This is a genomic window from Streptomyces sudanensis (assembly GCF_023614315.1).
In the GTDB taxonomy this organism is placed as follows: domain Bacteria; phylum Actinomycetota; class Actinomycetes; order Streptomycetales; family Streptomycetaceae; genus Streptomyces; species Streptomyces sudanensis.
Genome location: NZ_CP095474.1, coordinates 1,601,155 through 1,619,193 on the forward strand (window position 1 = coordinate 1,601,155; position 18,039 = coordinate 1,619,193).

Here is an 18,039-nt window from a genome sequence, read left to right on the forward strand (position 1 = left end):
CCGGGGACGGCCCGCGGCGCCGCGGGCCGTCGCGTACGCGGGGCCGGTGCGTACGTCGGCCCCGCGGCCGGGGCGCTCCGGGTCAGCCCGCGGGGACCAGTACGTTCCCGCCGCGGCGGCCCTCGGCGTAGTCGGTGACGTTGCGCAGCGTCGCCTCGACGATCTCGCCCACCGCCTCGGCGGTGTAGTACGCCTGGTGGCTGGTGACCAGCACGTTCGGGAAGGTCATCAGGCGTGCCAGGGTGTCGTCGTCGATGCCCACCAGGGACTTGTCGTGGTGGAACAGCCCGGCCTCCGCCTCGTAGACGTCGAGGCCGACGCCCGCGAACCGGCCGGCGCGCAGCCGGGCGACCAGGGCGTCGGTGTCGACGAGGCCGCCGCGGCTGGAGTTCACCAGGATGGCGTCGTCCTTCATCAGGTCGAGGGCGGGGCCGTCCAGCAGGTGCCGGGTCCGCGGGGTCAGCGGCACGTGCAGGCTGACCAGGTCGGAGGCGGCGAGGAGCTCGTCCTTCCCGACGTACGTCATGCCGAGCTCCCGGCAGGCCGGGTTCTCGACCAGGTCCCAGCCGAGCAGGCGCATGCCGAAGCCGTGCCCGATCCGGGTGAACGCCTCCCCGATCTTCCCGGTGCCGAGCACGCCGACGGTGCGGCCCCGCATGTCGCGCCCGAGGAGGCCGTCGAGGCGGAAGTCGAAGTCGCGGGTGCGGTGGGCGGCGCGGACGACGCGGCGGTTCACCGCCATGGCGAGCGTCCACGCGAACTCGGCGACGGAGTAGGGCGAGTAGGACGAGACGCGGGCCACGGTCAGGCCGAGCTCGCCGGCGACGTCGAGGTCGATGTTGTTGAAGCCGGTGGAGCGCTGGGCGACCATCCGGGTGCCGCCGGCGGCGAGGGTGCGCAGGACGTCGGCGCCGAGGTCGGCGTTGACGCTGGTGGAGACGGCCTCGTGGCCCGCGGCGAGGGGCGCGGTGTCCCGGTTCAGGGAGACGTCCAGGCAGCGCAGGCCGTGGCGGCCCGCGAAGGCGCGCTCCAGGAGGGGCTTCTCGTCGGTCTGCACGCCGAAGGCCAGGACGTCCACGGTGCCTCCCGCTGGTCGGGGCGCGGTCACCGCGAATATACGGCCCGGTGCCGGGTGCCGGCCGCCCGGCGCGCCCGCCCGGGGCGGGACGCGCGCCGGATGGCCGGGACGCCGGTGTCAGGCGTCGTCCAGGCCGCGCTCGATGGCGTAGCGGACCAGCTCGACGCGGTTGTGGAGCTGGAGTTTGCCCAGGGTGTTCTGGACGTGGTTCTGGACCGTGCGGTGGGAGATGACGAGCCGTTCGGCGATCTGCTTGTAGCTCAGGCCCTTGGCCACCAGGCGCAGCACCTCCGTCTCCCGGTCGGTCAGGCGGGGCGCGCCCGGCTCGGCGGCGCCCCGGGCCGGGGCGGGTTCGGCGGCCAGGCGGCGGTACTCGCCGAGGACCAGGCCGGCGAGGCCGGGCGTGAACACCGCGTCGCCCTCGGCCGTGCGCCGCACCGCGTCGAGGAGTTCGGCGGTGCTGGCCGACTTCACCAGGTACCCCGTGGCGCCGGACTTCACGGCCTCCAGGACGTCGGCGTGCTCCCCGCTCGCGGAGAGGACCAGGACCCGCGGGGGCGCACCGCCCTCGGCGACGAGTTCCCTGCACACCTCGACGCCCGGCCGGCCCGGCAGGTTCAGGTCGAGGACCAGTACGTCGGGGGTGGTGGCGCGGGCCCGGCGTACGGCCTGGTCGCCGTCGCCGGCCGTGGCGACCACGTCGAACCCGGCCTCGGCCAGGTCGCGGGCCACGGCGTCCCGCCACATCGGGTGGTCGTCGACCACCATCACCCTGATCGGCCGTTCCGTCATCGCTCCGCCTTCCCCCGGGGGACCCTCAACTCGACTTCCGTGCCCTGTCCTGGCACCGACACCAGCTCCGCCGTCCCGCCCAGGTCGCGCAGCCTGCCGCGGATGGACTGGGCGACACCGAGCCGGCCCTCGCTCTCCGCCCGGGCCAGGCGCCCCTCGGGGATGCCCGGCCCGTCGTCGCGCACGGTCACGACGACCTCGTCCGGCCAGTCCTCGACGAGTATCCACGCCCGGGCGCCGGGCCCCGCGTGCCTGCGCACGTTGTCCAGGGCGGCGCCCACGGCGGCGGCCAGCTCGGCCGCCGCGGGACGGGGCAGCAGGACCGGGGCGCCCGGCTCGGCGAAGGTGACGCGGGAGCCGGCGTGCGGGGCCAGGAGGGCCCGCAGGTCCTGCCGGTCCTCCCCGTCCGGCTCGTCCGGCTCCTCGACCAGGCGGACGACGGCCCCCTGCGAGGCGTCCTCGCAGACGTGCGAGGGCCGGTCGAGGCCACCGGCGACCAGGGTGCGCAGGGCGACCTCCTGCTCCCCCGCCATCCGGCCGAGTTCGGCCGCCTCGCCGCCCAGAGCGGTGCCGCGGCGCTGCACCATGGCCAGCACCTGGAGGACCGAGTCGTGGATGTCGCGGGCCAGGCGCTCCCGCTCGCGGGTGGCGGCCTCGATCTCCAGGGCCCGGGCCAGCGTCCGCTCGGAGGCCCGGGCGACCTCGACGACGTAGCCGATCGCGATGGACGCCACCCAGACGAGCAGCACGTTGTGGAGCGTGTCGCGGCTGGGCTCGCCGCGCTGGACGACGTTGGCGACGGCGACCAGCGAGGACGCGAAGCCCGCCCAGCGCCAGCCGCCCTTGATCGCGTAGGCGAGGACCGCGCCCGCCGTCCAGATGCCGGGCAGGGTGGGGCCGTCCTGCGCCTGGGCGTCGCTGTCGGCGAGCGGGGTGAGCAGGATGCCCGTCAGCGCGAGGGCCAGGTCGGCGGCGAGGAACCGCCGGGTGCAGCGGGCGGCGCCGGACACCTTCGGCAGGGTCGCCAGCGTCCACGCGCTCATCGCGGCGAGGAAGCCGACCGCGACCCACGGCCGCTCGAAGTCGTCGCGGTTGACCGCGGCGAGGAGGTCCGCGTAGACCATGGTGAGGACGCGGTACGCGGTGAGCGCACGCCACAGCGGCTGCTCCACGGACATGCGGACCACCCGCTCGCGCCCGGTCATCTCTCCCACCCCGCGCACGCCCNNCGCCCGCCCTGCGGGCGCCGGGCCGTGCGTCCTCGCCCGGTCTCAGCCGGCCTCGTCCTCGGTCCTGCCCGATGTGTGTAAGCGCCCTCCGCCCCGCCCGACGCCCCGGCGGCCTTCTCCTCGGCGATGCGCCGCTTGGCGACCGTGGCGTAGACGTCGACGTACTCCTGGCCCGACAGCTTCATGATCTCGTACATCACCTCGTCGGTGACCGAGCGGAGGATGAAGCGGTCGTTGTCCATGCCCTGGTAGCGGCTGAAGTCCAGCGGCTTGCCGATGCGGATGCCGGGGCGCATCAGCCTGGGCACGACCTGGCCGGGCGGCTGGATCTTCTCCGTGTCGATCATGGCGATCGGGATGACGGGCGCGCCCGTGGCCAGCGCCACGCGGGCGAGGCCGCCGGTCTTGCCGCGGTACAGCCGCCCGTCCGGGGAGCGGGTGCCCTCCGGGTAGACGCCGAACAGCTCGCCGCGCCTGATGACCCCGATGGCGCTGCGCACGGCGGCGTCGCCGGCGCCCCGGGCGCCCGAGCGGTCCACCGGCAGCTGGCCGACGCCCTTGAAGAACGCGGCGGTGAGCCTGCCCTTCACCCCGGGCGAGGTGAAGTACTCGGCCTTGGCGATGAAGGTGACCTTCCGGTCGAGGACCGCCGGGAGGAAGAAGGAGTCGGAGAACGACAGGTGGTTGCTCGCGAGGATCGCCGGCCCCTCGGCGGGAATGTTCTCGAGGCCCTCCACCCAGGGCCTGAAGACGAGCTTCAGCGACCCTCCGATGGCGAACTTCATAGCGCCGTAGATCAACTCGTGTTCCTCCCGTGTTCCGTCGGACAGACCTTAACCCGTGGGCCGCCCGGGCACTCCTCCCCCACCCGCCCGGGGCGGCGCCGCCGGTGCGGGCGGCCCTGGTCGGTGCCACCGCGGTCGCGTACGGTGAGGTACGCGTCCGCGAGCCACCCGATCCGAACAGGAGACCTCCGTGCCGGTCGTCCCCGGAGCCGAGCCGTACCGCCGCGAGGGCGGCGAGGTCGGCGTGCTCCTCTGCCACGGCTTCACCGGCTCGCCCCGGTCGATGCGCCCCTGGGCCGAGCACCTCGCCGAGCGCGGCCTGACCGTGTCGGTGCCGCTGCTCCCCGGGCACGGCACGCGGTGGCGGGACCTGCGGGTCACCGGATGGCAGGACTGGTACGCGGAGGTCGAGCGGGAACTGCACGCGCTGCGCGGGAGGTGCTCCCGGGTCTTCGTGTTCGGGCTGTCCATGGGGGGCGCGCTGGCGCTGCGCCTGGCGGCCCGCCACGGGGACGCGGTCTCGGGCCTCGTCCTGGTGAACCCGGCGAACCGGGTACACGGCGTGGCGGCGCACGCGCTGCCGATTCTGCGCCACCTGGTGCCGTCGACGAGCGGGCTGGTCAACGACATCGCGAAGGACGGGATGGACGAGCTGGGCTACGACCGGGTGCCGCTGCACGCGGCGCACTCGCTGCGGCGGTTCCTGCGCCTGGTGGACGCGGAGCTGCCCCGGGTGACGCAGCCGCTCCTGCTGCTGCGCTCGCCGCGGGACCACGTCGTGCCGCCCGCCGACTCGGCGCGCGTCCTGAGCCGTGTCTCCTCCGTCGACGTCACGGAGGTCCTGCTGGAACAGAGCTACCACGTGGCGACGTTGGACCACGACGCGGAGCGGATCTTCGAGGAGAGCCACGCGTTCGTCGGCCGGCTCGCTCCGGAGGGCGGCGGGCCCGCCGCCCCGGGCAGGGACAGGGAGGGGAGCACGACCGGTGGCTGAGCAGCACGACGCGGACGCGGACCGCGAGGAGGACCGGGAGCGGCACGACGGCCCCGTCGGCCGGACCGGCCCCGGGCCGGCCGACGGCGCCCGGACGCCGATCGACGAGGAGGCCGCCTGGGCGGCGATCGTCGCCGCGTACGAGAGGGAGGCGGTGGACCCGCCGGGCCGGGAGCCGCTCCGGCGTGCGGAGGACCCGGCGGAGAACCCCGCGGAAGACCGGGCGGAGGACCCGGTGCCGCCGGAGGGGGAGCCGCAGGACGACGGCCGCGGCGGGCGGGGCGCGGCAGGAGGCGGTGCGGCGGGCGGGCCGGTGCTGGGCGGCTCCGTCGTGTTCGCACCGGGCGTCGGACCGGGTGCCCCGCGCGGCCCGCGCGACTACGAGCCGGCGGACGGCGACGACGAGGGGCACTTCGTGCCGCCGGAGCCGCCGCCGCTGCCCGAGGCGGACCCGGCGGCGAAGTTCGGCTGGCTGGGGGTGATCGGCGGGCCGGTGCTGATGCTGCTCGCGGTGCTGCTCGGCTGGGACATGACGTGGTGGCTGGCCACGCTGTGCGTCGGCGGGTTCCTGGGCGGTTTCGCGACGCTGGTGACGCGGATGAGGGACGGCGACGAGGACGACGACGATCCGGGGCGCGGCGCGGTCGTCTGACGCCTCCGCCGTCAGGGGGCGGCCGGCACGCGGAGGGCGGCGAGCACGGGCAGGTGGTCCGTCGCCGCCCTCAGGTCCCCGGCCGTGACGCCGGGCAGGCCGGCCGGCACGCCGCAGCCCAGCACCTCCACGCCCCTCGTGGCGAAGACCGCGTCGATCCGCCGCCGCGGGTCGCCGGAGGGGAAGGTGTGCTCGCCGCCCCAGGGGCGCACCGCCCGGCAGTCGCGCAGTCCGGCGGCGAGCCGGCGGAACGAGCGCCCGCCCGGGGGTTCGTTGACATCGCCCCCGGCGACCGCGTGGGGCACGCCCAGCGCGGCGAGTTCGTCCAGCACCATGCCCGCCTGCGCGTACCGTTCGTCGCCGCGCAGGCCGAGGTGGCAGCTGAGCAGCCCGAGCCGGGCGCCGCCGATCCGGACGACGGCGGTGGCGAAGCCGCGCCGGTGCAGGCCGGGGGTGAGCGGCAGCAGCACGTCCCGCGTCCGTTCGGCGGTGACGCGCGGGGAGCACAGCAGCAGCGGCCCGGCGGCGGGGGCGCCGCCGCCGAGGACGAGCAGTCCGCTCCCGGCGGCGAGCCGGGCGGCGTGCCGGCGCCAGCGGAAGAAGCGGGGCGCCTCCTGGACGANGACGACGTCGGGGGCGCAGGCGCGCACGACCCGGACCAGGGCGTCCGTGTCGTCGCGCATCGACCGGACGTTGTAGACGAGCACCCGGACCACGGCCGAGCCGTCCGGGTCGGTGCGGGAGCCGGGCAGTGCGGTGAGCTCCATGCGGGCACGATACGGCAGCGCCCGCCGCCCCCGGCGGAGACCGCCCGGGCGTCCCGCCGCCGCGGGGGCCGCGCCGGACGGGACGCGGAGGGGGTCAGTCCCGGCGGGCGAGGTCCGCCGCGCCGACCAGGCCCGCCCTGCCGCCGAGCCGGGCGGCGAGGACCTGGGCGTGCGGCCGGTACCGGCTGCCGACGAGCCAGCGGCGGAACGACCTGCGGATCGGGTCGAGGACCAGCTCGCCCTCGTCGGAGACGCCGCCGCCGACGATGAACGCGGAGGGGTCGAACAGGGAGGCCAGGTCGGCGAGGCCCGCGCCGGCCCAGCGGGCCAGCTCGCGGAAGGAGTCGACAGCCACCTTGTCGCCCTGCCGGGCGGCGTCGCTGATGTGCTTGCCCTGGATGCCCTCGGGCGTGCCGTCGCCGAGGGAGAGCAGGATCCGGGCGTTCTCCGGGGTGGCGTTGGCGCGCTGCCGCGCGTACCGGACGAGGGCCCGGCCGGAGGCGTACTGCTCCCAGCAGCCCTGGCTGCCGCAGCCGCACAGCAGGCCGTCCGGGACGACCCGGACGTGGCCGAACTCGGCGGCGACGCCGAACCGCCCGCGGCGCAGCTTGTTGCCGATGATGATGCCGCCGCCGAGGCCGGTGCCGATCGTGACGCAGACGACGTCGGCATGGCCCTGGCCGGCACCGAAGCGGTACTCCCCCCAGGCGGCGGCGTTCGCGTCGTTCTCCACGACGACCGGCAGCCCGGTGCGCTGCTCGACCTTGTCCTTCAGCGGCTCGTGCCGCCAGTGGATGTTGGGGGCGAACAGGACGGTCGCGCGCTTGTCGTCGACGTAGCCGGCGGCGCCGATGCCGACGGCCTCGACGTCGTGGCCGCGGCCCGCCTCGGAGACGGCCGCGCAGATCGCGTCGACGATGGCCTCGGGCGTCGAAGGGGTGGGCACCTTGTGGAGGTCGAGGATGGCGCCCTCCTCGTCGACCACGCCGGCCGCGATCTTCGTACCGCCGATGTCGACGCCGATGGTGAGTCCCATGTGTCCCTCAGTTGTCGGTCGGGCCCGCTGCGCCCCACCGTACCCGAGGGGGTCGCCCACCTGTTCGCCCCAGGATCAGTCCAGGTCGATGCGGTGGCTGCCCTGCGGGCCCTCGTCCTCGCCGCCGTCCTCGGGGGCGGGGTCCCGGGGTGCCCGCGCCGCGGGGCCCCGGGTCCAGCGGCGCTCGTGGCCCTCGACGGCGGAGCGGTAGGCGGCGAGGAGTTCGCCGCCCGCGGCGGCGAGGTGGTCGAAGACCTCCGGGTTGCGTTCGACGACCGGCTCGATCGCGGACTTCGCCTGCGCGACGACCTGCCGGACCGCGCTCTGCGCGCCGGCCCCGAGCAGCGGGGCGCCGAGCGAGGAGACCTTGTCGGCGACGGCGTCGACGAGCTTGCGCAGCTCCTCGGCGGCGGAACCGGGCGGGGGGCCACCCTGGCCGCGGCGGCGGGCCCGCTCGGCGGCCAGGTCCTCGGCGCAGGCGCGTGCCCAGGCGTCGTCCTCGAAGGGGCCGGGGCTGGGGGTGGCATCGCTCATGCCATCGACGGTACCCGACCGGGGGCGGTGTTCANGGGGTGNNNNGCCACAGTCCGGGGGCGGGGGCGAACCGGACGAGCAGTTCGCCGTCGCGGAGGGCGGCGCCGGCGACGGCGCAGCGGCGCAGTGCGGCGGGGAGCGGGACGACGCGGCGGAACGGGCCGACGGTGAGGACGAGTTCGTCGCCGCGCCGGACGAGTCCCAGGTCGGAGCGGGCCGCTCCGGGCAGCGGGATGCGCCACACCAGTACGCCCTCGGTGCCGCGGCGGTCCTCCACCGGCCACTCCGGCGCGGGGGCGGGCGCGGCGGGGGCGAGGCGGCCCAGGAGGGCCAGGTCCCCGGCGGTGCGCGGGTCGCGTCCCAGGTGGGGGACCTCGCACACGGCGGGGGCGCCGCCCCCGCGCAGTTCCGCGAGGTGGCTCCGCTGCCGCGCGGCGAGGGCGTCGAGCCACGGGTCGGGGGACGCGGCCGGCAGGACGCGGTTGGCGACGACCCGGTCGAGGGCGAGGCGGTGCAGGGCGAGGCCGGCGCGGGCGGTGCGCAGCGCTCCGGCGGCGGCGGGACCGGGTTCGACGACGAGGCGGACGCTCGTGTCCGGGGCGCCGATCAGCTCCTGCACGGCGGCCAGCCCGGCGTCCCCGCGGGCGGCCTCCTCGTACAGCCCGTCGGGGGGCGCGGGGACGCCGGCGAGGCGGGCCAGCACCGGGCGCAGGGCCCGGGCCGCCCGGCGCTCGGGCGGCAGGAGGCGGCGCAGGTAGCGGCGGAGCTGCCCGGGCAGGGCGAGCAGGGCGATCCCCTCGGGCAGGGGCGGGAGGTCGGCGACGAGGAGGTCGAAGTCGCCGCGGGCGGCGTCGCGCAGGGCCTTCAGGTACGCGAGGTGGTCGCTGCCGGGGAGGGGGGTGAGTTCGTCGCCGTCCAGGGGGACCGCGCCCAGCAGGTCCAGGGCGGGGGCGGCGCGGGCCTGGAGGGCGAGGACCGCGTCGCGGAAGCCGGCGGCGGGGTCCGGGCGGCGGACGGCGGGGCCGTCGCCGGCGTCCGCGAGGGCGCGGACCGGGTCGGTGGTCAGGAGGAGGACCTTCCGGCCCTCGCGGGCCGCGTCCAGGGCCGTCGCGGCGGCGACGGTGGACCGGCCGGCCCCGCCGGGCCCCGTGACGAGGAGGGTGCGCATGCGTGCACGGTAGCGGGCCCTCCCGGGCGGGCCGGGGCTCAGGCGCCGGCGGCCGACTCGACGCGCTTCTTCAGGCCCGCCAGGGCCCGGTCGATGATGACTTTCTCGGCCTTGCGCTTGATCATGCCGAGCATGGGGATCTTGACGTCCACCGTCAGCCGGTAGGTGACCTCGGTGCGCGTGCCGCCGGCGAGCGGGACGAGCCGGTAGGAGCCGTCGAGGCCCCGCAGCATCTGCGACTTCACCAGCGTCCAGGAGACCTCGTCGTCGGCCCACGTGTACGCCAGGACGTGGTCGTCCCTGATCGCGCCGGCGTCCAGCAGCAGCCTGACCTCCTCGGCGCGGCCGGCCGCGTCCCGCGACAGGACCTCGGCCACCTTCACCTCGCCCGTCCACTGCGGGTAGCGCGCGAAGTCGGCGATCACGCCCATGACCTCGGCGGGCGCCGCCTCGATCGTGATGCTCGAGCTGGTGTGTTCGGCCATCGCTGTGGCTCCTCCGCGGGGCTCGTTACGTGGGGGAAGGCTACCGCGTGCGCGCAGGTCACCACTCCAGGGCCCACGGCCGTCCCGAGGCGGCGAAGTGGCCCACGTTGACGCACTCCGTGGCGCCGACGCGCACGCGCCGGGCCAGCGGCTGGTGGACGTGCCCGAACAGCGCGTACCGGGGCCGCACCCGGCGGATCGCGGCCAGCAGGGCGGTGGAGCCGCGCTCGAAGCGGCGGGCGACCGTGTCGTACGTCAACTCCGGTACGTCCGGCGGGATGTGCGAGCACAGCACGTCGACCTCGCCGAGCGCCTCGACCTTCGCCGCGTACTCCTCCTCCGGCACCTCGTAGGGGGTGCGCATCGGGGAGGGCAGGCCGCCGCCGACGAAGCCGAAGACGCGGCCGCCGATCTCGACGCGCTCGCCGTCCAGGACGGCCGTGCCGGGGCGGGCGTACTCGGGCCACAGCCGGGGCACGTCGACGTTGCCGTACGTGGCGTACGTCGGCGCGGGGAAGGCGGCGAACAGCTCGGCGTACTGGGCGCGGACGGCCGACTCCAGGGCGGCGGCCTTGTCGACGCCGCGCCGCGCGAGCTCCTCCCACAGGCCGTGGGCGAAGGCGCGGGCCTCGTCGAAGCGGCGGGCGGTGCGCAGGGCCACGATGCGGCGGGCGTTCTCCTCGCCGAAGAGGTCGGGGAAGATGCCGCGGGCCTGGTTCGCGTAGTCGAGGAAGAGCACCAGGTCGCCGAGGCAGATCAGGGCGTCGGCGCCGTCGCCCGCCGCGGCCAGGTCCCGGGCGTTGCCGTGCACGTCGCTGACCACATGGACTCGCATGGGACCCCACCCTACGTCCCCGCGTGAGGGGGGCCAGCGGTTACTTCCGAGTCGTGACAGGAGTGGACTACTGTGCGCGAAGTAGTGCCAATCATGTGTGATGCAGCGAACATCTCGCCGGACCCCCCTACCGAGGACCCGATACTGGTGGGTAACGTCCGGGCGGTCCCACCGTGCCCGTCCCGGGCGCGTGTCCGAGGGGGGCCGTGAGCCGGCGCATCGCACAGAGGCGTGGCGTCGGCGCCCGATGAGGAGCAGCAGTCTTGCGCGAGTTCAGCCTTCCGGCCCTGTACGAGGTCCCCGCGGACGGCAACCTGACGGACCTCGTCCGCCGCAACGCCGCGCAGCACCCGGACGTGGCCGTGATGGCCCGCAAGGCCGCCGGCGGCTGGGTGGACGTCACCGCCCGGGAGTTCCTCGCCGAGGTGCGGGCCGCGGCCAAGGGGCTGATCGCGCAGGGCGTGCGGCCCGGCGACCGGGTCGCGCTGATGTCCCGCACGCGCTACGAGTGGGTGCGGATGGACTTCGCGGTCTGGAGCGCCGGCGCGGTGACCGTGCCGGTGTACGAGACCAGCTCGCCCGAGCAGATCCAGTGGATCCTCGGCGACTCGGGCGCGGTGGCGGCGATCGTGGAGAGCGCGGCCCACGCCGAGGCGGTCGAGTCGGTGCGCGGCGCGCTGCCGGAGCTGAGGCACGTGTGGCGGATCGACGACGGCGCCGTCGAGGAGCTGGTCGCGGTCGGCCGGGACGTCTCCGACCGGACGCTCGACGAGCGCGGCGCGTCCGCCCGGGCGGACGACGTGGCGACCATCGTCTACACGTCCGGCACGACGGGCCGTCCCAAGGGCTGCGTGCTGACCCACCGGAACTTCTTCGCCGAGTGCGGCAACGTCGTGGAGCGGCTGGGGCCGCTGTTCCGGACGGGCCGCTCGTCGGTGCTGCTGTTCCTGCCCACCGCGCACGTCTTCGGCCGCATGGTCGAGGTCGCGGCGGTGCTGGCGCCGATCCGGCTCGGCTGCGTGCCGGACATCAAGAACCTCACCGACGACCTGGCGTCGTTCCGCCCGACGCTGATCCTGGGCGTGCCCCGGGTCTTCGAGAAGGTCTACAACTCGGCCCGCGCCAAGGCGCAGGCGGCGGGCAAGGGGAAGATCTTCGACCGGGCCGCGCGGACCGCCATCGCGTACAGCCGGGCCAGGTCCGCCCCGGGCGGCCCGTCCCTCGGCCTGCGGCTGCGGCACAAGCTGTACGACGTGCTGGTGTACGCCAAGCTGCGCGCGGTGCTGGGCGGGCGCTGCGAGTTCGCGATCTCGGGCGGCGCGCCGCTGGGCGAGCGGCTCGGCCACTTCTTCAGCGGCGTCGGCTTCACGGTCCTGGAGGGGTACGGCCTGACCGAGTCGTGCGCGGCGACCGCGTTCAACCCCTGGGACCGGCAGAAGATCGGCACGGTGGGCCAGCCGCTGCCGGGCTCCAAGGTGCGGATCGCCGACGACGGCGAGGTGCTGCTGCACGGCGAGCACGTCTTCGCCGGCTACTGGAACAACGAGGAGGCGACCGCCGAGGCGCTGGCGGACGGCTGGTTCCACACCGGCGACGTCGGCACCCTCGACGAGGACGGCTACCTGGCCATCACCGGCCGGAAGAAGGAGATCCTGGTCACCGCGGGCGGCAAGAACGTCGCCCCGGCGGTGATCGAGGACCGCATCCGCGGGCACGCCCTGGTCGCGGAGTGCATGGTCGTCGGCGACGGGCGGCCGTTCGTGGGCGCGCTGATCACGCTGGACGAGGAGTTCCTGGCGCGCTGGGCGGCCGAGCACGGCAAGCCGGCCGGGTCGACGGCGGCGCGGCTGCGGGAGGACCCGGAGCTGCTGGCGGAGGTCCAGCGGGCCGTGGACGACGGCAACGCGGCCGTGTCCAAGGCGGAGTCGGTGCGCAAGTTCCGCGTCCTGTCCACGCAGTTCACGGAGGAGGCCGGCCACATCACGCCGTCGCTGAAGCTGAAGCGGAGCGTGGTCGCGAAGGACTTCGCCGACGAGATCGAGGCGATCTACCGGGGCTGAGCCGGCCCCGGGGGCCCGTCAGGCCCCCTTGTTCCGGGCGCCGCGGCGCCGGCGGGCGTACCGCAGCGCGAGGGCGGCGAGACCGGCGCCCGCGGCGGCGGCCAGGGCGGCGCCGACGGCCGACGGGCCGGTGTCCTCCCTGCCCCCGCCCGCGCGGGCCCGCGGGCGCTCCGTCTCCGCGGAGGTGGTGGCGGGGTCGTTGGAGCGGGCGATGTCGAGGCAGCGCGGCATCCACTCGATGGGCATCTCCTCCTTCGCGGCGGAGAAGATCAGGGCGGCCTTCTCGACCCGCGCCTCCGCGCCCACCTCCACGCGCAGGGCCAGGTCGTACAGGTGCCTGCCGCCGGGCACCGGGAAGTCCGGCGCGTCCTGCAGGTCCTCCCAGGTCACGGTGTGCCAGGCGCCCCGCGCGTCGGCGTACTGGACCTTCGCCTCCGGGACGTGGCGCGCGCGGTTCCGCACGTCCACCACGTCGAGGTCCCACCGGCTGGGCCGTGTCACGTCGAAGTCGGTGATCCGCACCCGGAAGGCGTGCGGGCCGCTGCCCGGCCGGATCTCCTCGGGGGCGCCGAGGAAGGCGAAGTCGAAGACGCTGTCCGGCTCATTGTCGTGGTCGGGATGGTCGACCTGCTGACTCCACGGTATGCACTCCGGCAGCTCCTCCGACGGCGGCGAAGCGGCGGCGGGCGGCGCGGTAGCGGGCGACGCCACGAGGGGCGGCACCGCGGCGGGCGACGCGGCAGCGGGCGACGCCACGAGGGGCGGCACCGCGACGGGCGACACCGCGAGGGGCGGCACCGCCATCAGGACGGCGACCGCCGCGCTCCTCACCGCTCCGGGCATCCCCGTCCTCCTCTTCCGTCGACCGCCGGCACCCGTACGACGCCCGAGGGGCCCGCGAGGTTGCCCCGAACGGTACGCGGCGCCGCGGGGCGACGGCTACAGGAGGTCCTGGAGGCGCTCCGCGAGGAGGTCCCAGCGCCACTTCTCCTCGACCCACCGGCGGCCCCGCTCCCCCATGCGCCGGCGCAGCCCGGGGTCCTGGAGCAGGGGCACGATCCGCTCGGCGGCCTCCCGCGGGGAGCCGCCCCGCACGACCCAGCCGGTCTCGCCGTCGAGGACCGCGTCCGGGGCGCCGCCCGAGTCGCCGGCGACGACCGGAAGGCCCGTCGCGGACGCCTCCAGGTAGACGATGCCGAGCCCCTCGACGTCCAGCCCGCCGCGCCGGGTGCGGCACGGCATCGCGAACACGTCGCCGGCCCCGTAGTGCGCGGGCAGCTCCTCCCAGGGCACCGGGCCGGTGAACCGCACGGCGCCGGCCACCCCGGTCTCGCGGGCCAGGCGGTGCAGGTCCTTCGCGTACGGGCCGCCGCCGACGACCAGCAGGACGGCGTCCGGCACGGCGGCCAGCACCTCGGGCATCGCCCGGATCAGCGTGTCCTGGCCCTTGCGCGGCACGAGGCGCGAGACGCACACGACGACGGGCCGGTCCGCCAGCCCGAGCCGGGCGCGCACGGCGTCGCCGCCCGAGCCGGGGTGGAAGGTCTTCTCGTCGACGCCGGGCGGCAGCCGCACCATGCGCCCGGCCGCCTCCGGGGTGAGCGCGGCGGCGATCCGGGAGCGCGTGTACTCCCCGAGGTACGTGAGGGTGTCGGTGCCCTCGCCGATGCGCCGCAGCAGCCGCCGCGCGACGGGCAGCTGCGCCCAGCCCGCCTCGTGGCCGTGGGTGGTCGCGACCAGGCGGCGGGCGCCGGCCCGGCGCAGCGCCGGCGCCATCAGGCCGAGCGGCGCGGCGGCGCCGAACCACACGGACGTGCAGCCGTGCTCCCGCAGCAGCCCGGCCGCCCGCGCGGTCACCCGCGGCGTGGGCAGCAGCATCGTCGTACGGTCCCGCACCACCCGGAAGGGCTGCTCCGCGTCGAACCGCGCGGTGGCCTCCGCACCCTCCCGCCCGCGCTTCCAGGTGGAGGCGTAGACGACCACCCGGTCGGGGTCCAGGCGCAGCGCCATGTTGTGCAGGAACGCCTGAATCCCACCGGGGCGGGGCGGGAAGTCGTTCGTTACGATCAGCGTCTTGTGCATCGCGGCCGACAGTACCGAACGGCCCGCCCGCACCGCTCGCGCACCGTACCGCCCCATTCCCAGACCGCCACGAAACCGGACGAGGTACTGATGAAGCACCCGAGCGGACCGCGATCGTCCCTGGTGGGCCTCTGGCTGCTCAGCAGGGCCGTCCTCCTGCTCTACACCTTCCGGATCGTCTTCGTCCCCGGTCCCGACGTCACCACCGACGTCTCGGTGATCTACTTCGGCTGGTACGAGGTGCTGCGCGGCGGGACGTACCCGCTGGACGACGTGACGTGGCAGTACCCGCCGGCCGCGGCGTTCGCGATCCTCTCCCCCGGCCTGCTGCCGTTCCTGGAGTACGCGCACGCCTTCTTCGTCCTCGCGCTCGCCTGCGACGCGGTGGTGTTCGGGCTGCTGGTGTACGCGGGCGGGCGCCCCGGCAAGAGCCACGCGGGCGCCTGGGTGTGGCTCGTGGGCGTGCCGCTGCTCGGACCGACCTCGTACTCCCGCTACGACCTCATGGTCACCGCCGTCGCCGTCGCGGCGCTGCTGGCCGGGGCCCGCAACCCGCGCACGATGGGCGTCCTCGCCGGGGTCGGCGCGCTGCTGAAGGTGTGGCCGGTGCTGCTGCTCGCCGGCACGTCGCGGGGGCGCGTCACGCGCCGCTCGTGGACGGCGGCGGCGGTGTCGGGCGCGGTGGTGCTGGCGCTGTGCGTCCTCGCGGCGCCGGGCGCGCTGGCGTTCCTGACCTTCCAGCGCGACCGCGGCACCGAGGTGGAGTCGCTGGGGGCGATGGTGTTCCACGTGGCGCGGTTCCTCGGTGCCTGGGAGGGCGAGGTGCGGCTGAACTACGGGTCGGTGGAGTTCCTCGGCCCGTACGTGCCGCTGGTCAGCGGGGCCGCGATGGTGCTGACGGCGCTGGCGTTCGGCTGGCTGGCGCTGTGGCGGCTGCGGGCGCGGGAGTTCGGCGCGACGACGCCGGCCGACGCGGCGTTCGTGGCGGTGCTGCTGTTCACCACGACGAGCCGGGTGATAAGCCCCCAGTACATGCTGTGGCTGGTCGGGCTCGCCGCGGTGTGCCTGGTGTGGCGGCGGAGCCGGATGCGCCGGGCGGCGCTGCTGGTGCTGGTGGCGACCGGGGTGACGCTCCTGGAGTTCCCGATCTGGTTCTCGCACGTGGTGGCCAGCGACGCGCTGGGCCTGGCGCTGCTGTTCGTCCGCAACGGGCTGCTCGTCGCGGCGTCGGTGGTCGCGGCGCGGCAGTTGTGGCGGCAGACGGTCACCGAGCCGCGGCTGCGCGCCGCGGAGGCCGGGCCGGCGCGGGTGCCGGTCCAGGGCGGTCACCGCGACGAGGCACTGCTGAACTCCTGACGGAGGCGGTCCCGCCAGAGGCGGGTGAACCCCTCCGGCGTGGTCGCCAGGACGTCCCGGAAGGCACGGCGCTCACCCGACCGCCCGGCCGCGCGGTAGAAGTCGGCGAGCCGCTCCTCGCCCCACCGGTCCGCGATCAGTTCGCAGGCCAGCCAGGCGCCGCCGTAGGCGCGCGCCACCACGGCGGGGTCGCCGCCGAAGGAGAAGTCGGCGTCGGACGGGAGCCCCGCCGGCCCGTTCCCCGCGCGCACCGCCCGGGCCAGTTCGGGCGCCCCCTCGGCCGCCGTGCGGCCCGTACCCCGGTACGCGATCCGGTCGGCCAGCCCCTCCGAGAGCCACCGGGGCGTGGCGGCGGTCGTGGCGTCGCGGGTGGCGACGTGGGCGGTCTCGTGGGCGAGGACGAAGTCCCGCCCGAAGTCGCCGAGCTCCCGGTACGCCTCCGGGTTGACCACCACGCGGTCGGCGGCCCCGCCGCCGGTGCGGCCGGTGGTGACCGCCGCGGTGCCCCGGTACGCGGCGGGGGCCTCCCCGAGGAGGGCGGCCATGGCGTCGAGCGACCGGGGCACGAGGACGACGACCCTCCCCCGCCACGGCCCGCCCGGCCAGGCGGCGGTCACGGCGGGGACGGCGCGGTCGGCGGCCGCGGCGACCTCGCCGAGCCGCGCCGGGGGGTGGCCGACGCCCAGGACGAGGCTGCGGGCGCCGCGCACCGCGCGGACCGGGCCGTGGTCCCAGAGCTGGGCGGGCTGCCCCTGCGCGGGGCGGTCGCCGGTGACGCGCCACCGGCCGTCGCGCTCCGCCAGGTCGAGGCGGCGCCGGGCGGTGGCCGGGGCGCGGTCGTAGCCGTCGAGGGCGTAGGTCAGCTCGGCGTCGACGGACGCGCGGCGGCCGTCCTGCCGCACGGCGAGGACGCGGTACGTCCAGGACGCCAGGGGCGCGCCGCCGAGCGCGGGCCGGCGGTGGGCCTCCACCGCGTCGCGGATGCCGGAGGCCGGCGGCGCCCCGTACGGGGTGCACCCCGCGACCAGCGCGACCGCCGCGAGCACGGTCGCCGCCCAACGTCCCGGAACACCCACGCGCCGATCGTAGACGCCCGGCGCCCGGCGCGGTCCGGGGCGGGGCCGAGGCGGCATGCGGACCACCGGGCGCCTCAGACGCGGGTCACCGCGGAGACGGGCATCATGCCCACCGGGTCGTAGCGGACCCGTGCGCCCGGATGGGGGGCGTGGACGACCCGGCCGCCGCCCACGTACATCGCCACGTGGCTCGCGTCGGGGCGGTACGTCACCAGGTCGCCCGGCCGCGCCTCCGACAGCGCCACCCGGCGTCCCGCGTCCCGCTGCGCCTGCGAGGTGCGCGGCAGCGCGACCCCGGCCCGTGCGTACGCCCACTGCACGAGGCCCGAGCAGTCGAAGGCGCCGGGCCCGTTCGCGCCCCAGACGTACGGCCTGCCCACCGCCGACCGGGCGGCCCGCACGGCGGCGGCGGCCCGCGGCGNCGCNNCNCCCGCCGCCGGCGGCGGGACGTCGCGGGGGTCGCGGGAGGCACGGCCGAGGGCGTCGCGCTCCCCGGCGGGCAGGGAGTCCAGCAGCGCCCGCGCCGCGGCGAGCCTCCGCTCGACGTCCCGCCGGTGCCGGGCCGCAGCCGTGCGGGCGCGCTCCAGTTCGGCGAGGGCGCGGGCGGCCTCGGCGCGCTCCTGGTCCAGGCGCCGCTGGGCGAGGCGGAGGCCGGTGAGGAGGGCGGCCTGCCGTTCGCCGATCCGGTCCAGCGCGGCGGCCCTGTCGAGGTACGTGTCGGGCTCCCCGGACAGCATCAGCGCGAGCACGGGGTCGATCCCGCCGGAGCGGTACTGGGCGCCGGCGACCGCGCCGAGCACGCCGCGCAGGCGGTTGACGCGCTCCTGGCCGCGGGCCACGCCGTCGCGGGCGGCCCCGGCGTCCCGGCGGAGCCGGTCGGTGCGCTCGTCGGCGGCGTTGAAGGCCTCCACGGCCCGCTCCGCCTCGGCGTGGAGCCGGTCGACGCGGGCGCGGACGGTGCCGGCGGGACCGGCCGGCTCGGCCTTCACCGGGGTGGCGCCGAAGGCGGCGACGGCGGTGGCCGCCGCGGCGGACAGGACGGTGGCCCTGGTGGCGCTCCGGTGGAGGCCCGGGCGAGGGGGACGGCGGTGGGAGGCCACGGGCCGCGCT

General features: G+C 76.5%; 16 protein-coding genes and 4 pseudogenes. 4 read left to right on the forward strand and 16 right to left on the reverse strand.

Features of this window, described 5'->3' with window-relative positions:
- Nucleotides 1–82: 82 nt before the first annotated feature.
- From MW084_RS07375 to MW084_RS07390, 4 genes and pseudogenes are all read right to left on the reverse strand, one after another.
- The gene (locus tag MW084_RS07375; RefSeq protein WP_010471253.1) at nucleotides 83–1,078 is read right to left on the reverse strand and encodes a 2-hydroxyacid dehydrogenase; all 996 of its coding nucleotides are present in this window, start codon (nucleotides 1,076–1,078) and stop codon (nucleotides 83–85) included.
- 117 nt (nucleotides 1,079–1,195) lie between these two features.
- The gene (locus MW084_RS07380) at nucleotides 1,196–1,870 is read right to left on the reverse strand and encodes a response regulator (protein WP_010471254.1); all 675 of its coding nucleotides are present in this window, start codon (nucleotides 1,868–1,870) and stop codon (nucleotides 1,196–1,198) included.
- Entirely contained in the window at nucleotides 1,867–3,075 is a 1,209-nt protein-coding gene (gene macS / locus MW084_RS07385; protein WP_010471255.1) for a MacS family sensor histidine kinase, read from the reverse strand. Before macS ends, MW084_RS07380 begins: the two co-directional genes overlap by 4 nt.
- Nucleotides 3,076–3,099: 24 nt before the next feature.
- Nucleotides 3,100–3,899: pseudogene (locus tag MW084_RS07390) on the reverse strand (lysophospholipid acyltransferase family protein); the annotation flags it as partial.
- A 175-nt stretch (nucleotides 3,900–4,074) separates the two neighbouring features.
- On the opposite strand from MW084_RS07390, the gene MW084_RS07395 reads away from it, so the two are divergent.
- Together MW084_RS07395 and MW084_RS07400 are read left to right on the forward strand one after the other, a co-directional pair.
- A complete protein-coding gene (locus tag MW084_RS07395) occupies nucleotides 4,075–4,878 on the forward strand; it encodes an alpha/beta hydrolase (protein WP_010471258.1) in 804 nt (267 codons plus the stop codon).
- A complete protein-coding gene (locus tag MW084_RS07400; RefSeq protein ID WP_010471259.1) occupies nucleotides 4,871–5,530 on the forward strand; it encodes a hypothetical protein in 660 nt (219 codons plus the stop codon). Before MW084_RS07395 ends, MW084_RS07400 begins: the two co-directional genes overlap by 8 nt.
- A gap of 11 nt (nucleotides 5,531–5,541) precedes the next feature.
- Here the strand turns inward: MW084_RS07400 and MW084_RS07405 are convergent.
- From MW084_RS07405 to MW084_RS07435, 7 genes and pseudogenes are all read right to left on the reverse strand, one after another.
- The coding region (locus MW084_RS07405; protein ID WP_275563524.1) for an endonuclease/exonuclease/phosphatase family protein at nucleotides 5,542–6,152 on the reverse strand (611 nt) is incomplete at its 5' end.
- Nucleotide 6,153: 1 nt separating this feature from the next.
- Nucleotides 6,154–6,297 (reverse strand): annotated as a pseudogene (locus MW084_RS07410) (endonuclease/exonuclease/phosphatase family protein); the annotation flags it as partial.
- Between the two features lie 94 nt (nucleotides 6,298–6,391).
- Complete coding sequence (locus MW084_RS07415) at nucleotides 6,392–7,333, reverse strand: ROK family glucokinase (protein ID WP_010471263.1); 942 nt, start codon at nucleotides 7,331–7,333, stop codon at nucleotides 6,392–6,394.
- A 75-nt stretch (nucleotides 7,334–7,408) separates the two neighbouring features.
- Nucleotides 7,409–7,867 carry a DUF5304 domain-containing protein gene (locus tag MW084_RS07420; protein ID WP_010471265.1) on the reverse strand — a complete coding sequence of 153 codons (459 nt, stop codon included), beginning with the start codon at nucleotides 7,865–7,867 and terminating at the stop codon, nucleotides 7,409–7,411.
- Nucleotides 7,868–7,912: 45 nt separating this feature from the next.
- Nucleotides 7,913–9,035, reverse strand: a pseudogene (locus MW084_RS07425) (ArsA family ATPase); the annotation flags it as partial.
- A gap of 38 nt (nucleotides 9,036–9,073) precedes the next feature.
- Complete coding sequence (locus tag MW084_RS07430) at nucleotides 9,074–9,520, reverse strand: SRPBCC family protein (protein ID WP_010471081.1); 447 nt, start codon at nucleotides 9,518–9,520, stop codon at nucleotides 9,074–9,076.
- A 58-nt stretch (nucleotides 9,521–9,578) separates the two neighbouring features.
- On the reverse strand, nucleotides 9,579–10,355 hold the full coding sequence (locus tag MW084_RS07435) for a metallophosphoesterase family protein (protein ID WP_010471083.1): 777 nt from the start codon (nucleotides 10,353–10,355) through the stop codon (nucleotides 9,579–9,581).
- Nucleotides 10,356–10,618: 263 nt separating this feature from the next.
- On the opposite strand from MW084_RS07435, the gene MW084_RS07440 reads away from it, so the two are divergent.
- Nucleotides 10,619–12,415 carry an AMP-dependent synthetase/ligase gene (locus MW084_RS07440; RefSeq protein WP_010471085.1) on the forward strand — a complete coding sequence of 599 codons (1,797 nt, stop codon included), beginning with the start codon at nucleotides 10,619–10,621 and terminating at the stop codon, nucleotides 12,413–12,415.
- Between the two features lie 18 nt (nucleotides 12,416–12,433).
- Here the strand turns inward: MW084_RS07440 and MW084_RS07445 are convergent, their stop codons facing one another.
- The gene (locus MW084_RS07445; RefSeq protein WP_010471088.1) at nucleotides 12,434–13,258 is read right to left on the reverse strand and encodes a hypothetical protein; all 825 of its coding nucleotides are present in this window, start codon (nucleotides 13,256–13,258) and stop codon (nucleotides 12,434–12,436) included.
- Between the two features lie 96 nt (nucleotides 13,259–13,354).
- Nucleotides 13,355–14,497: a glycosyltransferase family 4 protein gene (locus MW084_RS07450; RefSeq protein WP_010471090.1), complete on the reverse strand. Its 1,143-nt coding sequence runs from the start codon at nucleotides 14,495–14,497 to the stop codon at nucleotides 13,355–13,357.
- Between the two features lie 90 nt (nucleotides 14,498–14,587).
- Between MW084_RS07450 and MW084_RS07455 the strand changes: the two genes are divergently transcribed.
- Entirely contained in the window at nucleotides 14,588–15,853 is a 1,266-nt protein-coding gene (locus MW084_RS07455) for a glycosyltransferase 87 family protein (protein WP_010471092.1), read from the forward strand.
- Here MW084_RS07455 and MW084_RS07460 read toward each other — a convergent pair.
- From MW084_RS07460 to MW084_RS07470, 3 genes and pseudogenes are all read right to left on the reverse strand, one after another.
- Nucleotides 15,823–16,899, reverse strand: coding sequence for a hypothetical protein (locus tag MW084_RS07460; RefSeq protein WP_010471093.1), 1,077 nt, complete (start codon nucleotides 16,897–16,899; stop codon nucleotides 15,823–15,825). The two genes, MW084_RS07455 and MW084_RS07460, sit on opposite strands and share 31 nt — an antisense overlap.
- A 104-nt stretch (nucleotides 16,900–17,003) precedes the next feature.
- A partial coding sequence (locus tag MW084_RS07465) for a C40 family peptidase (RefSeq protein WP_275563525.1) occupies nucleotides 17,004–17,350 on the reverse strand: 347 nt, incomplete at its 5' end.
- Between the two features lie 8 nt (nucleotides 17,351–17,358).
- Nucleotides 17,359–18,029: pseudogene (locus MW084_RS07470) on the reverse strand (coiled-coil domain-containing protein); the annotation flags it as partial.
- Nucleotides 18,030–18,039: the final 10 nt, after the last annotated feature.